At 67.1% G+C, this 14,029-nt stretch carries 11 protein-coding genes and 1 riboswitch; of the genes, 9 read left to right on the plus strand and 2 right to left on the minus strand.

Going from position 1 to position 14,029, the window contains the following annotated elements; all coding sequences use genetic code 11:
* The first annotated feature begins 15 nt into the window (after positions 1–15).
* Together G9473_RS02685 and G9473_RS02690 are read left to right on the plus strand one after the other, a co-directional pair.
* Entirely contained in the window at positions 16–861 is an 846-nt protein-coding gene (locus tag G9473_RS02685; protein WP_291135729.1) for a hypothetical protein, read from the plus strand.
* A gap of 22 nt (positions 862–883) precedes the next feature.
* Positions 884–1,492 carry a DUF2779 domain-containing protein gene (locus G9473_RS02690; protein ID WP_291135731.1) on the plus strand — a complete coding sequence of 203 codons (609 nt, stop codon included), beginning with the start codon at positions 884–886 and terminating at the stop codon, positions 1,490–1,492.
* Positions 1,493–1,519: 27 nt separating this feature from the next.
* Here the strand turns inward: G9473_RS02690 and G9473_RS02695 are convergent, their stop codons facing one another.
* The gene (locus G9473_RS02695) at positions 1,520–2,125 is read right to left on the minus strand and encodes a hypothetical protein (protein ID WP_291135733.1); all 606 of its coding nucleotides are present in this window, start codon (positions 2,123–2,125) and stop codon (positions 1,520–1,522) included.
* A 91-nt stretch (positions 2,126–2,216) separates the two neighbouring features.
* Entirely contained in the window at positions 2,217–2,729 is a 513-nt protein-coding gene (locus G9473_RS02700) for a hypothetical protein (RefSeq protein ID WP_291135735.1), read from the minus strand.
* 45 nt (positions 2,730–2,774) lie between these two features.
* A riboswitch (SAM-I-IV-variant riboswitch) is annotated at positions 2,775–2,874 on the minus strand.
* Between the two features lie 83 nt (positions 2,875–2,957).
* Here G9473_RS02700 and G9473_RS02705 point away from each other — a divergent pair.
* The 7 genes from G9473_RS02705 (at position 2,958) to G9473_RS02735 (ending at position 14,024) form a co-directional block, all read left to right on the plus strand.
* Complete coding sequence (locus tag G9473_RS02705) at positions 2,958–3,647, plus strand: helix-turn-helix domain-containing protein (RefSeq protein ID WP_291135737.1); 690 nt, start codon at positions 2,958–2,960, stop codon at positions 3,645–3,647.
* Positions 3,640–4,959 (plus strand): VWA domain-containing protein, encoded by a 1,320-nt coding sequence (locus G9473_RS02710; protein WP_291135738.1) that lies wholly within the window; start codon positions 3,640–3,642, stop codon positions 4,957–4,959. The genes G9473_RS02705 and G9473_RS02710 overlap by 8 nt, the downstream gene beginning before the upstream one ends.
* A gap of 35 nt (positions 4,960–4,994) precedes the next feature.
* On the plus strand, positions 4,995–5,423 hold the full coding sequence (locus G9473_RS02715) for a DUF3293 domain-containing protein (RefSeq protein WP_291135740.1): 429 nt from the start codon (positions 4,995–4,997) through the stop codon (positions 5,421–5,423).
* A 123-nt stretch (positions 5,424–5,546) separates the two neighbouring features.
* A complete protein-coding gene (locus tag G9473_RS02720; protein WP_291135742.1) occupies positions 5,547–8,990 on the plus strand; it encodes a TM0106 family RecB-like putative nuclease in 3,444 nt (1,147 codons plus the stop codon).
* Positions 8,987–11,962 (plus strand): AAA family ATPase, encoded by a 2,976-nt coding sequence (locus G9473_RS02725; protein ID WP_291135744.1) that lies wholly within the window; start codon positions 8,987–8,989, stop codon positions 11,960–11,962. The genes G9473_RS02720 and G9473_RS02725 overlap by 4 nt, the downstream gene beginning before the upstream one ends.
* The gene (locus tag G9473_RS02730) at positions 11,959–12,699 is read left to right on the plus strand and encodes a hypothetical protein (protein WP_291135746.1); all 741 of its coding nucleotides are present in this window, start codon (positions 11,959–11,961) and stop codon (positions 12,697–12,699) included. Before G9473_RS02725 ends, G9473_RS02730 begins: the two co-directional genes overlap by 4 nt.
* Positions 12,696–14,024: a restriction endonuclease gene (locus G9473_RS02735; protein ID WP_291135748.1), complete on the plus strand. Its 1,329-nt coding sequence runs from the start codon at positions 12,696–12,698 to the stop codon at positions 14,022–14,024. The genes G9473_RS02730 and G9473_RS02735 overlap by 4 nt, the downstream gene beginning before the upstream one ends.
* Positions 14,025–14,029 lie beyond the last annotated feature (5 nt).

The following is a 14,029-nucleotide window of genomic DNA, read 5'->3' on the forward strand; positions in this document are numbered from 1 at the left end:
GGATAGAAGGGCGGCATGACCCAACACCGACCCCGCCGCTATGGCCTCTCCAAGTCGAAGATCACCGCTTTCGAGCAATGCCCCAAGCGGCTCTGGCTCCAGACACACCGGCCCGATCTCGCTGAAGAGGACGAGGGCGCGGAAATGCGTTTCGCCACCGGCAACGCGGTGGGCGAGATCGCCTGTTCGCTCCATCCGGGCGGCGTCATGGTCGAGGCCGAGCCCGATCTCGCCGCCGCGCTCGCCAAGACCGAGGCGCTGATCGCAGCGGATCATCCGGGGCCGATCTTCGAGGCGACCTTCCAGCATGACGGCGTGCTGGTGCGGGTCGACGTGCTCGAACGCCTCGAGAAAAGCGGCTGGGCGGCGGCGGAGGTGAAGAGTTCGACCAGGCCCAAGGACTATCACTACGGCGACCTTGCCACGCAGATCTGGGTCATGCGCGAGACGGGCCTCGACCTGAGGCGCGCCGGCATCCGCCATGTCGACACGAGCTTCGTCCTGACGCGCGAGGGCGATTATGCGGGGCTCTTCGCCGATGCCGAACTGCTCGCGGAATTGGAGGAGGCGATCGCCGGGCGCCCCGCGCTGGTGGCCGAGGCGCGCGCCGTACTTTCAGGCCCGGAACCCGAGCGGGAGATGGGGGAGCATTGCTCCTCGCCCTTCGCCTGCGAATTCGCCGCCTATTGCGGGCGCGATTTGCCGCCGGGGCCCGAGTGGCCGGTGACGGTCCTGCCCAACGGGGCGGGGAAGGGCTGGATCGAGAAAGGCATCGAGGACCTGCTCGATCTCGCCGAGGGCGACCTCACCGCGCGGCAGGCCCGCATCCTCGCCGCGACCCGCGACGCGGCCCTTTCATGACCCCGAGGGCGCGCGCCGGGCGATGGCGGATTGGGGCTGGCCGCGCGCGTGGCTCGATTTCGAGACCATCGCGCCCGCGATCCCGCGCTGGGTCGGCACGCGTCCCTATCAGCAGGTGCCGTTCCAGTTCTCGCTCCACCTCGAGCGGCGCGGCGGGCGCATGACGCATCACGAATTCCTGATCTGCGACGGCAGCGACCCGCGGCGGCCTTGCGCCGAGGCGCTGGTCGAGGCGATCCCCGAAGGCGCGACGATCATCGCCTATTTCGCCCCCTTCGAGCGGCGCGTGCTGCGCGAGCTCGCCGCGCAATTCCCGGACCTTGGCGACAGGCTCGAGGCCATGGCTGCGGCGACCGTGGATCTCCTGCCCCTCACGCGCGAGCACTGGTATCATCGCGACCAGCGCGGCAGCTGGTCGATCAAGGCGGTCCTGCCGACCATCGCCGCCGAACTCGACTACGCCGCGCTCGAGGTGAAGGACGGAGGCGACGCACAGACAGCCTGGCTCGAGGCGGCGGACCCGGCCTGCGACCCGCTGCGGCGCGAGGCGCTGGAAGAGGCGCTCAAGGCCTATTGCGCGCGCGACACGTGGGCGATGGTCGCGGTGGCGCGGGCGCTGGCGGGCGGATGAGGGCGGCTGGTGCCTGGCAAGAGAGCTTTAGTCCGGACCCGGGCCGCGAGCGGGTTGCTTCCAGCTGGTGAACCGATTGACCCTGACGAGTTCCGATCGACCATCCCCGCCTTCTCGCACTTCCCATGCGGGTCTCGGGCAGGCTTGTGGCAGTGGGCACTCGGCCGATCTGGCGAGGCGGTAGAGGGGCATTCGTCGCTTGGGATGGATCGCCAGCACCCATGGCGGAATCGCCCCGAAGGCGGCGCGGTATTCGCTTCCGGCGAACTCGGCGGCCATGCCGGGGACATAGGTACAGATCGTCCCTTCGAGATGCGCCCTTTGGTCGAGCAGCTTGCACAGGGCTTGTTCGAAGGGAGATCGTGTCCGTCCAAGGTCGGTGAGCAAAGCAAGGAAATCATCGCCCGCCGCCTCGAGCTTGCGGAAGCGCGCGATGCTCCAGCCTCGGCCCTGCGGCAGATCGGGGACGCCGACGAGACGAACGCCGTATTCGCCTCCTTCGTCGCGAGTGAATGCGCCGACGCGGTAGAGCCGCCCGGCGCGAAGCCGCTGGGCGGGGTCATCGACCGGGTCCGGGGGCAGGCCGGTGTCGTCGATGCATCGGACGATGTCGCCAACGTGAAACGGGTTCATTGGTCGAATTCCTTGGATACCTGCGCCTCGGCGTGTCCGACGTGCCGAACGCCGGGCGCGCGCATGATGGATGTGAGCCCGGACGCCGCGGCTATTGCGCCCGTCCGGAGCGAAGATGGAGCCGCTTCTGGATAAGGGTCGTCCTGATGATGCTGTCGAGCTTGCGCTGCATTTCGGGTTCGAGCTGGTCGTAGACGTCGCCCAGTTCGGGATGGAACCGGCCGAGTTCCTTGCGCCCAAGCAGTTCCTCGACCTGTTCGAGGCGCTCCCCGACATCGTCGCAAGGTTCGGCCTCACCGCGATCCGGAGGTGTTTCGGCGGCGCGCACGCGGCTGCTCGCCGCGCTCTCCTGTTCCGCCTCGGACCTGTCCGCATCGGGCGTGACACGCACGAAGTTCCCGGCGGCGAACCTGTCGCGTCCCCATTCGTCGAAGCCCAGCAGGACTGTGGCCCCGTGCGGGGTGGAGCCGCGCCCGACATGGGCGACGGTGAGGATCTGTCCCGCACGCGGGCCGAAATCGACCGCCTCGCGCGTTGCGGTATCGCGCCAGCGCCCCTGCTTGATGCACAGGGCAAGGTCGCCGGTCTGCCAAATGTTCGTCATGTCTGTTCTCCTGTCTGCGCGCAGGAGAAAGAACCGATGTTGCACGAAAGCCCGCTTGGTTGCCTTCGGCCACATCCCCTTGCGGGAGCCACCTTGCCCGGGTCGGCAGGTTGGCGAGGGTCGAACCCTTCTCCTGATGCTGGGGCGACAATAGCGAGGCTCCGGAAAGTGCGCAAGCGATAAATACGACATATTGACATGGCGTATTAATGGGCTATCTGTCGGCACATGGACGACAATGAACTAACCCTCGAGGAACTGAGCGAGCGCACCGGTGTCGAACCGCGCACCTTGCGCTCCTGGGTGAGCGAGGGCCTGCTCGCGCCGCCGTTCAAACCGGGCCGCGGGGCGCGCTATCCGGCGAGCAATGCGGACCGGGCGCTCGCGGTTCGCGCGCTCAAGGATGTGCACGGCCTCTCCTTCGCCGAAATCGGCAAGAAGTTCATGATGGCGAGCGAGGAGCAGATCCGCGCATGGGCGCTCGAGGCGGGGCCGACCCTGCCTTCGAGCGAGAGCGCCCGCGACTATCTCAGGCGGATCGGCGAGGCGCAATCGCCGGCCCGCGTCCGCGAAAGCTCGGATGACCTGTTTCGCAGCGATGCGCGCATGGCCTCGTTCGAGCGGGCGTCCTTCGAACTGCCCCGAGAGCGTTTCGAAAAGGGTCGCTTTCTCCGGTCGCGCGCACTCCGCAAGGACACCGACCTTGCCGCGATCGAGCAGCTTGTCCTGCAACTCGCCAGGGTCCTTGAAGCGCCCGCCCCGCGGCGCTCGCGCGGGTCCATCTGGACGCGGATTTCCGTCACCCCCGATCTCGAATTGTCCGTGCGCGGCGATCTCGAACCGGGCGAGCGGGCATTGTTCGAACAACTCGCGGATCACATCCGCGCCATTCTCACAGGGAGAGCAAGGAATGACTGACGTGACCTTCACCGCCGAGGCGGCCTTCGATCGCTCGCTCTTCTGGGAGCGCGGCAAGTCGGTGCGCTACTGCGTCGCCCGCCTGCGGGCGCGGCGGGACGGGGAGGCGCGGGGGCAGCGAACCCCGCTCAACATCGCGCTGGTGATCGACGCCAGCGGCTCGATGGGCGGCGGCAAGCTCGAGGCCGCGAAACAGGCAGCCGCTGGCCTTGCCGAAAGGCTGGGGGAGGGCGACCGGTTGAGCCTCGTCTCCTTCGCGTCCGACGTGCAGGTGCATTGCGACTCGCTCGAGGCGACCCATGACAATGCCGGGCGCATCCGCGCCGCCATTGCCGGGCTCGAAACGCGCGGGATGACGCATCTGTCGGGCGGCTGGTTCGCCGGTGTCGAATGCGCTGCCCGGATCGCGGAAGCGGACCCGGCCATGACCCCGCGCGTCATCATCCTGAGCGACGGGCACGCGAACGAGGGCATCACCGATGCGGCCGAACTGCGCGAACACGCCGGCGAACTGCGCCTGCGCGGCGTGCTCACCTCCTGCCTCGGCATCGGCGACGGCTATGACGAACACCTGCTGCGCGGCCTCGCCGAAAGCGGGGGCGGGCGGCTCCACGATGCGGAACTGACGAGCGAGATTTCCTCGGTTCTGCTGGGCGAGCTCGACGACATCTTCGGCACGATCGTCGAGGATGCGGCAATCGACCTTGCCGTTCCGGCGGGCGTCGAGGTCGAGCCGCTCGGCCTCGGCAACACGCAGCGACGGCCGGATGGGCTGCTCGTCTCGCTCGGCCCGGTGCAGAACGATGTCGAACGGATCGCGGTGTTCAAGGTCACTTGTCCCACGGCCCGGGCCCGCGACGAGCTCGAATTCCGGCTAACCGCTTCTGCACGCGCGGTCGATGACGGGGCGATGCTCGAAAGCGATCCCGTGATCCTGCGCCTCGCCGCTGCGGAAGGCTCCCGCAACACCGCCCAGCCGCGCGATGTCGAACTTGCCGCGATCGTCGCGCGGATCTGGAGCGCCGACGTTGTCTCGACCGCCGCACGCATGAACCGCGACGGCGCCTTCCGAGAGGCGAGGGACTATGTCCGGGGCCAGCTGCGTCACTTCGCCCGCTATGTCGACGGCCTCGACGGAGCGGAGCGGATGGTGCGCGAACTCGAACTGCTCGCCCGCAGTGTGGAACGCGACTTTTCCCCGCGGATGCAGAAGGAAATGGTTCTCCAGTCCGCCCTCTTGATGGAAAGCCGCAAGGACTACCGAGGCGCGGACAAGGCCGCCTGGGCCGAGCGGCTGGCGCGGGGCGACTGACGTCTCCGCATGGCCTGGAATGAGGCTGTTATCCGATGAGCGGGACTGAACTGCCGGCCTCGCTGATCGCCGCCTATCGCGCGACCGACTACTGGGTAAGCTTGGCGGATAACCGCTTCCCGCTGCGGATCGGCGAATGGTCGCAAGCCTTAGCCGACCTGCTTCGGGCTACCTCGGCGCGGAAAGCGGTTTTCATCACCGCCGAAAATCCGTTCAGCGAGGCGACGTCGGCAAGCGCGAACGAGGCTGCGATGGCCGGGTTGCGGCGGGATCTGGAGAAGGCGGGAGCGACGATTTTCGAGGGCTACGGCCAGGGGCAGGACACCGAATGGCCGCCCGAGGCGAGCTTCCTCGCGCTTGGGATCGGCAAGCGCGAGGGCGGCGCGCTGGGGCGCAAGTATCGACAGAACGCGATCGTCTGGATCGGGCCCGACGCGATTCCCGAGCTGGTTTTCCTTCGCTGAGTCTTGTGGCGGCTCGGCACCGCGGTCCCTCCATCGCTCATCGCATATTTTCCAACAGCTTAGGTATTTGATGACCGAATCTGTCGTATCGCGCCCGTAAGCCGGTCGGCGAAGGGAAACCGAATGCAGATCAACCACTCCCAATTGCTGTTCTCGCCGACCGACCTCGTCCGCTTTCTCGGCTGCGCCTATGCGAGCGCGCTCGACAAGCTGCGGCTGCTCGAGCCGGACAAGGCGCCCGAACGCTGTGCCGATGGCGAGATGGCGCAGCTCGTCCAGCGCGCGGGACTCGATCATGAGGAGCGCCACCGCGAGAAGCTCGCGGCCGAGGGCGGGCTTGTCTCCATTCCAGAGAATCGCTCGCTCGAGGAGCGCGCGCGCCTCACCCGCGACGCGATGGAAGCGGGGGCCAAGGTCATCTTCCAGGCCGCCTTCCTCCAGCCGCCGTGGATGGGCTTTGCCGATTTCCTCGAGCGGGTCGATCAGCCGTCGGACCTCGGCGACTGGTCCTACGAGCCGGTCGACACCAAGCTCGCCCGTTCGGCCAAGGCGTCCTACATCGTCCAGCTCGGCCTTTATGCCCGCATGATCGCGCGCGTGCAGGGTCGCGAGCCGCGCCGGGTCCATGTCGAGCTGGGCGACGGACGGCGCGAGAGCTTTCGCCTGAGCGAATTTGCCCGCGTGCTGGGGGCGGCATCCGAGCGTTTCCTCGCCTTCGTCGAAAGCGGCGCAGAGGGCACTTCGCCCGAACCGTGCGCCGCCTGCGAGTTGTGCAGCTGGCGCGAGCATTGCCGCTCGGTGTGGGAGCAAGAGGAGCACCTCTCGCTTGTAGCCGGGCTCAGCGTCCCGCAGGCGCAGAAGCTGCGCGAGGCGAGGGTGGAGAGCCTGTCCCAGCTTGCCGAACTGCGCGAGGATTTCCGCGTGCCGCGCATGGCCCGCGAAACGCTCGCCAGGCTGCGCGCGCAGGCCCGCTTGCAGAAGGCGCGGCGGAAAGGCGGCGATCCGCGGACCGAAACGTTGGAAGTCCAGGAGGGCCGCGGTTTTCTCCAGTTGCCAAAGCCCGACCCCGCCGACCTGTTCTTCGACCTCGAGGGCGATCCGCTGGAGGAAGGCGGGCTCGAATATCTCTGGGGCGTGCATTACCGCGAGGGCGGGCGGAGCGAATTCCGCCACCGCTGGGGCCACGACCATGTCCGCGAGCGGCAGGCGTTCGAGGACACGATCGACTGGATGGCCGACCATCTCGCGCGCAATCCGGGCGCGCACGTCTACCATTACGCGCCTTACGAGATCACCGCCTTGCGGCGTCTCTCGACCCTTCATGCAAGCCGCGAGGAGGTGCTCGACCGGCTCCTGCGCCAGCGGCGCTTCGTCGATCTCTACGCCGTCCTGCGGCAGGCGATCCGCACGTCCGAACCGGACCTGTCGCTCAAGACGATGGAAGTGTTCTTCGCCGAAAAGCGCGAGGGCGACGTGACCAAGGCCGACCAGTCCGTGGTCGAATACAAAAGCTGGCGCGAGACGGGCGAAGCGGCGATCCTCGACGGGATCCTCGAATACAACCGGGTCGACTGCGAGAACACCGAGGCGCTGCGCGACTGGCTGGTCGAGCTGCGGATGGACGACCTGCCGTGGCGCGAGCCCGGTCCGGTCGCCGACGTGCCCGAAGAGAAGACCGAGGCGCGCGAACTTGCCGAGCAGCGCGCCCAGCGCCTGATCGCTGCGATCAAGGGCGGCGCTATCCCGGCGACGCCCGAGGGCCGCGAACTCGTCGGCCACCTCACCCAGTTCCACCGCCGCGCTGACAAGCCCGCGCTCTGGGCCATGTTCGACCGCTGCGAGCGCGAGCCGGACGAACTGGTCGAGGACGGCGAATGCATCGGCATGATCGCGCCCGATCCCGACGAGGACGGCGTCTGGCAGCGCAAGGAGAAGCAGAGCACGGTTGCGCGCTATCGCTTCCCGCCGCAGGAGACGAAGCTGAAGCTGGGCGACAAGGTCAAGCACGCGCCGACGCTCGGCAATGTCGGGGTTATCGTCGGCCTCGACCGCGAAGTCGGCTGGGTCGAGATCAAGCGCGGCCCGAGAGCCAAGGGCTTCTGGCCGGAAGAAGGCTCGCTCATCCCCGAACCGACCGTCCCCAACGCGACGCTGATCGCTGCGGTGCGCCGCGTGGCCATGGCATGGTGCGGCATGAACGAGGAGCAATGGCTCCACGGCGAGACCGATGAGGAAGGGCTCGAGACGTGGTCCTGCGGTCTTACCGACACGGAGCCTTATCGCGCGCTGTGCGACCTTATCGAGCGCGAGCCGCCGCGCCTCATCGACTGGGGCGGCGGCCCGCTGGTGCGCGAGGGCGAGAGCCTCGTCGAGGCGGCGACCCTGCGCTGCCTCGCGATGGACGAGACCTGCCTCTTCATCCAGGGGCCGCCCGGCACCGGCAAGACCTACACCAGCGCGCACGTGATCTGTTCGCTGATCGCGGCGGGCAAGCGCGTGGGCGTCTCGAGCAACAGCCACAAGGCGATCAACAACCTCCTCGCCAAGGTCGAGGAGGTGGCGGCGGAGACGGGGCTCGACTTCGTCGGGGTCAAGAAGAACTCGCGCGGCAAGGAGGAGCAGCGGCTCGGCGGGCGCGTCATCACCGACGTCGAGGCGATCGAGGACGTGATCGACTACGCCCCCGATCTCGCCGGGGGCACGGCATGGCTGTTCGCCGACGAGGATCTCGACCGGCATTTCGACTATCTCTTCGTCGACGAGGCGGGGCAGGTCTCGCTCGGCCACCTGCTCGCGATGGGCTCGGCGGCGCGCAACATCGTGCTGGTGGGCGACCAGATGCAGCTCGCCCAGCCGATCCAGGGCGCGCATCCGGGTGAGAGCGGGCTGTCGGCGCTCGACTATATGCTCAAGGGCGAGGCGACCGTCGCGCCCGATCGCGGCATCCTCCTCGACACGAGCTGGCGGATGCATCCCCATATCTGCGGCTTCATCTCGGACGCGGTCTATGACGGGCGGCTGAAGGCGCATCCCGATTGCGCGCGCCAGCGCCTCCACCTCTCCCCGGGCCATGACCCCGCGCTTGCGGAATGCGGCCTGCGTTTCGTCGCGATGGATCACAAGGGCTGCGGCCAGCGCAGCGACGCCGAGGTCGCGCGGGTGAAGGAACTCGCCGAGGGCCTGATCGGCACGCCCTTCACCGACATTACAGGTAAGGAGGGCACGATCGGCTGGGAAAATATCCTGGTGGTCGCGCCCTTCAATATGCAGGTGAACGCGCTCGCCGCCGCGCTGCCTGAGGCGGCGCGGGTGGGCACGGTCGACAAGTTCCAGGGGCAGGAGGCCGAGGTGGTGATCGTCTCGCTCGCGACCTCGACGCCCGATGACCTGCCGCGCCATGTCGACTTCTTCTATTCGAAGAACCGCATCAACGTCGCGATCAGCCGGGCGCGCACGCTGGCGCTGGTCGTCGCCAATCCGAAGCTTTTGGAACTCGACGCGAAAAGCGTTGATCACCTGCGGCTGGTGAATACCCTTGCATGGGTGATCGAGGAGGGGAGCAGATGAGAGAAGAGGATGTCCGCGAATGGATGCGCCGAAGGGGGCTCGCCGAGAGCACCATCGGGACGCAGATGAGCAAGATGCGCAAGCTCGATCGGCACTTCGGTGATCTCGACAGGCTGATCGACAACGGCGAAATCGAGCGTGTCGCGGCGCTCCTGGAAGATCCGGCTGCGCTTCCGTCCGAGCTCGGGAACGAGGGAGAACGCAACCACCTGCGTCAATCTCTCCGATATTATCGCAAGTTCGCAGCCGAGGCTTCCGCAGGATCGCCGAAACCAATTCCGGACCGGGCCGCTCTCGATCGGATGAGGCGCCTGTTCCTCGAACGGCATCCCGATTTCGAGACCTTCTCCGATTGCCCGAGCTTCGCGGAGAGCGAAGGCGATTACAAGCGCGCGCTCGTGGAAGACGCGGCGCGGCTGACGCGCGACCTGTCGGAAGCCGATGATGCCGAACTCGGTGCCGCGCTGATCGAGCTGCTCGCTGGACGCGCGGGGCTCTACAGCAACCTGATCGATTGGCGCGCGCAGAAGGTGATCGACAGTGCACGCGAAGCACAACCGGGCCTCGTCGAAGCGGCGACTGGGCGCCTCGCAAGGGCAGGTGACGCTTCACAAGCCATCGCGGATTGGCTCGACGCGCTCTGGCCGACGATGCGCGATAGCGTCCCCGGCAACCCCTTCGCCGAAAGCCGGATGTTTCCGACAATGCTGCGCGGGCTCGTCGATCCGCAGACCGTCATGCCGATCCGCTCCACACCGACTGACAACGCTATGCGGGCGCTCATCGGCGAGCCTGCTTTCGCCCATGCGCCTCTGTCCCGCGAGGAGCTTGAGCGGGTCAACGCGATGGTTTTCGAACTGCGGCGCATCATGGACGAGGAATGGGGCTGGGAGCCCCGCGACCTGTGGGATGTCCAGGGCTTCATCTGGGTCACCTGTCAAAAGAAGCCGGGGAGCGAGGAAGATATGACGGACGAAGAGCTGCTGGCACGCTTCGACAGCGACCCGAATTTTCGCGAGCGGCGGAGCGCATGGAGCGAAGGCCAGGTGAAGGCATTCTGCCGCATGGCGAGGGCGGTTAACGATGTCGGTTTGGACTGGTATCCGACGAACATTCCCGAGCTTCGCTTCGGTCGGCGTGAGCTCGGCGCGCGCAAGGCTGCGGCCACGGCAGGACGCCTGCTGATGACCACTTCGTCCGTCGATTTCAGCCATTCCTCGCCGAACATCGGATTGTCGGGCCAGTTTTCGATCGATGAAGAAGGCGCAACGGCTTTCGTCGCAGCGCTGAACGCCGCGCGAGATCGAATTGAAAGGTGGGAAGCACCCTCGATCGGGCGCCGACCTTTCTGGCCGGATGAATACGCCGACAGGGCGGACGATGAAGATCGGCCGGCGGTCGCCGCACCGACCAATCTCATCCTCTACGGCCCGCCCGGCACAGGCAAGACCTACCGCACCGCGCGCGAAGCAGTGCGGTTGTGTGACGGAGAGGCGGATTACCCCAACAGTGCCGAAGGCCGCGCGGCGCTGATGAACCGCTACCGCGAACTGGTCGAGGCGAGGCAGGTGGAGATGGTCACTTTCCACCAGAGCTTGAGCTACGAGGAATTCGTCGAAGGGCTTCGCCCCGATACCGACGGATCGGGCGAGGGCGCCGGGTTCAGCCTGAAGGCTGAGAGCGGCCTTTTCGCGCGTATCGCCGACCGAGCTCAGAAGCGCGTGCGCGGCGGTGACGGCGGAGTTTCGCTGGAGGGCAGGAAAATCTTCAAGATGTCGCTGGGACAATCCAACGATCCGCACAGCGCCTGGGTTTTCGAGGAGGCTCTCGAGCAGGGGCAGGCACTGTTCAGTTTCCGGGATGTCGACTGGAGCGACCCGCTTTTCGATAATCCGGATGCGATACTGGCGGAACTGCGCGAACGCTTTCCCGAAGAGCGTATCACGGAACGCTCCCACATGGTCAGAATGACCGACCGGTTCCGGAACCGCTTGAGCGAGGGTGACATCATCGTCGCTTCGAAGGGGCTGAACGCCTTCCGCGCGATCGGGTTCGTCGAAGGCGATTACGAATATGCTCCGCGTCCCGAGGGCCGGTACACGCATCGGCGCAAGGTCGATTGGGTCTGGAGCGATCCCGAGGGTTTGCCGGTGGGCGAACTCGTCACCGACTCGCGCTTCGGCATGAAGACGATCTACGAACTCCCGCGCGAGCGCCTCCATCTCGATCTGCTGGAACGCCTGATCAACAGCGAACCGGATGACGAAGCGCAGACGGGCTCGGAGGAAGGCGAACTCCTCCCGCACGTCCTAATCATCGACGAGATCAACCGCGCCAACATCTCCAAGGTCTTCGGTGAGCTCATCACGCTGATCGAGCCCGACAAGCGGCTTGGGATGCGCAATGCGCTCAAGGTTCGGCTGCCTTATTCGAAGCGCGAGTTCGGCGTGCCGGCGAACCTTCACATCATCGGCACGATGAACACCGCCGACCGCTCGATCGCGCTGCTCGACACCGCGCTGCGGCGCCGGTTCCGGTTCGAGGAGATGGCGCCCGATACCACCGTCGAAGCCTTCCGCGACGCCGAGGAGGCGACCGGGCTTCCGCTCGCGAAGGTGCTCGACACGATGAACCGGCGGATCGAATATCTCGTCGATCGCGACCACCGGATCGGCCATGCCTTCTTCATCGGCTGCGAAACCAAGGCCGATGTCGACGCGGTTATGCGCGACAAGGTCATCCCGCTTTTGCAGGAATATTTCTTCGAGGACTGGAACCGCCTCGCTGCGGTGCTGGGCGAGAAGGACAAGGGCGGCAATTTCCTCGAATGCGACACGATCGAAGACCCGATGGGCGAGGGCGGGGAGCCGCTGAAGAGCTGGCGGGTGCGCGATACCTTCGACGCCGGGGCATACGACCGCCTCGTATCGGGCAAGCCGTCTTCGCCGCCGGTAAGCGAGGTGGCGGCTTGACCGAACACGACCCCATCTTCCTGCCCGGCGTGCCCGAGGCGCGGCTGCGCGCGATCTTCGGACAGGCGGCGGGCAACGAGATCGCGAGCGGCAAGTTCGCCAGCCCGCAGAGCAGCTCGGCGCTCGCCGCCAACGGCTTCGGCTGGTTCATCGACCGCCCCTCCGACTGCCCGCTTTTCCCCGCGATTTCCGACCTTAGAGGCCCGGTGCGCGAAGTCGCGGTAGAGCGCGAAATTCGCCTCCCCTGGCGCGGCGGTCGTCATCCCTGGCTCGACGCGGTGCTGTGGACCGATGCCCACGTGATCGGCGTCGAATCCAAGCGCCACGAACCTTTCCGCGACGCCAAGGTGGCCGAACTGTCCGACGCCTATGACCGCGACGTTTGGAGTGAGGGCATGGAGGGGTGGTGCGCCATGCGGGACGCCCTTCGCTCCGAGCCGCGGCGCTATCGCCACCTCGACGCGGCGCAGCTGGTCAAGCACGCGCTGGGCCTTGCAAGCGAAGAGACCCGTTCCGGCCATGCCCCGGTGCTGGTCTATCTCTACGCCGAGCCGCAGGATGGGGGTTACTCGCCCGACGCCTTCCTCGCCCATCGCCGCGAGGTCGAGGACTTCCACGCCGCCGTCGCCGGATGCCGCGTCCGCTTCGCTGCCTGTTCGTGGCGCGGCTGGCTCGCGTGCTTCACCGGCGAGGCCGCGAGGCACGCTCGCGCGATCGAAGAGGCGTTCGCGCCATGACCCACATCACCATCCGCGAATGGGGCCATGCGAAATTCGGCGAGGGGCTGACCCGCGAACAGGCCCACGCGCTCCACGCCGCCGCCTGCGAGCATCCGCTGGCGCGCGAGGACGCGACGAATATCCTTGTTCTGGGACGCGACCGGATCGTCGCCCGGCAGATGGTCGGCATGGTCGCCGCCAAGGGGTGCAGCCTCGAGATCCTGCCCAAGGTCGATCCCGATGCGGACGACAGCGAGAGCGAAAGGGCGGTGCGCGAAAGGCTCGTGCGGATGCTCGACGTCGCGCTCGGGCTCGATCTCGACATCGGGGCCGAAGCGGCCATTGCGCGGCAGAAGGCGACTTTGCTCGAAATCCTGATCGATGCCTTCGCCACGCGCCTGCTTGCCGAAGTGCGGCGCGGGCTTCCGCGGGCCTATCGCCAGCACGAGGACGACCTTGCCGCGCTGCGCGGAAGGCTGGACGTGACCCGCCAGTTCACCCGCAACGCGGTGCGGCCCGACCGGCTCGCCTGCCGCTTCGACGAGCTCGAGGCGGACACGCCGCTGATGCGCATCATGGCGGCGGCGAGCGTTTTCCTCGCGCGCCATGCCCGCTCTCACGCCACCCGGCGCAAGCTCGACGAACTGCGCCATACGCTCGCCGACATTCCGCTCATGCCTCTCGCGCTGCTGCCGTGGAACGAGGTGCGCATCGACCGCACCAATCGCCGCTGGGCCGCGCTGTTCCGGCTAGCCGAGGTCCTGCTCCAGCGCGACTGGCAGGCGACCCACCATGCGGCCAAGGCGCCGGACGGACTGACCCTGCTGTTCCCGATGAACGACCTGTTCGAGAAATACGTCGCGGTCCTGCTGCGCCGCGCGCTGGCCGGGTGGGGGATCGAGGTGATCGAACAGGGCGGCCACCGCGCCTGCCTCGGCGCTTTCACCGGCGAGCGTCTCGAAAGCGGCACGGTCTTCAGCACCAAGCCCGACATCATCCTGCGTGCGAGCGGTGAAATCCTCGCGATCATCGACACCAAATGGAAGAGGCTGAGCGCCGACCCGCTCGACCGCAAGCACGGGGTGAGCCAGGCCGATGTCTACCAGCTGATGGCCTATGCGCGGCTCTACGACACCGAGCGGCTGATGCTGCTCTATCCGGGCGTGCCGGGGGAAGCGCCGCTGGCTCGCAAGCCCTTCGGCATCGCGGGCGGGCGCGAATCCCTCAGCGTCGAGACGATCGACATGGCGCAGGACGAAGCGGCGCTGAAAAGCTCGCTCGCGCAACTATTCGACCGAATGCTCGCCACCGGTGCCGAGCCGCTCCTGCGGGTCGCGGGCTAGGAGGG

This window comes from Erythrobacter sp., from assembly GCF_011765465.1.
Lineage (GTDB): Bacteria > Pseudomonadota > Alphaproteobacteria > Sphingomonadales > Sphingomonadaceae > Erythrobacter.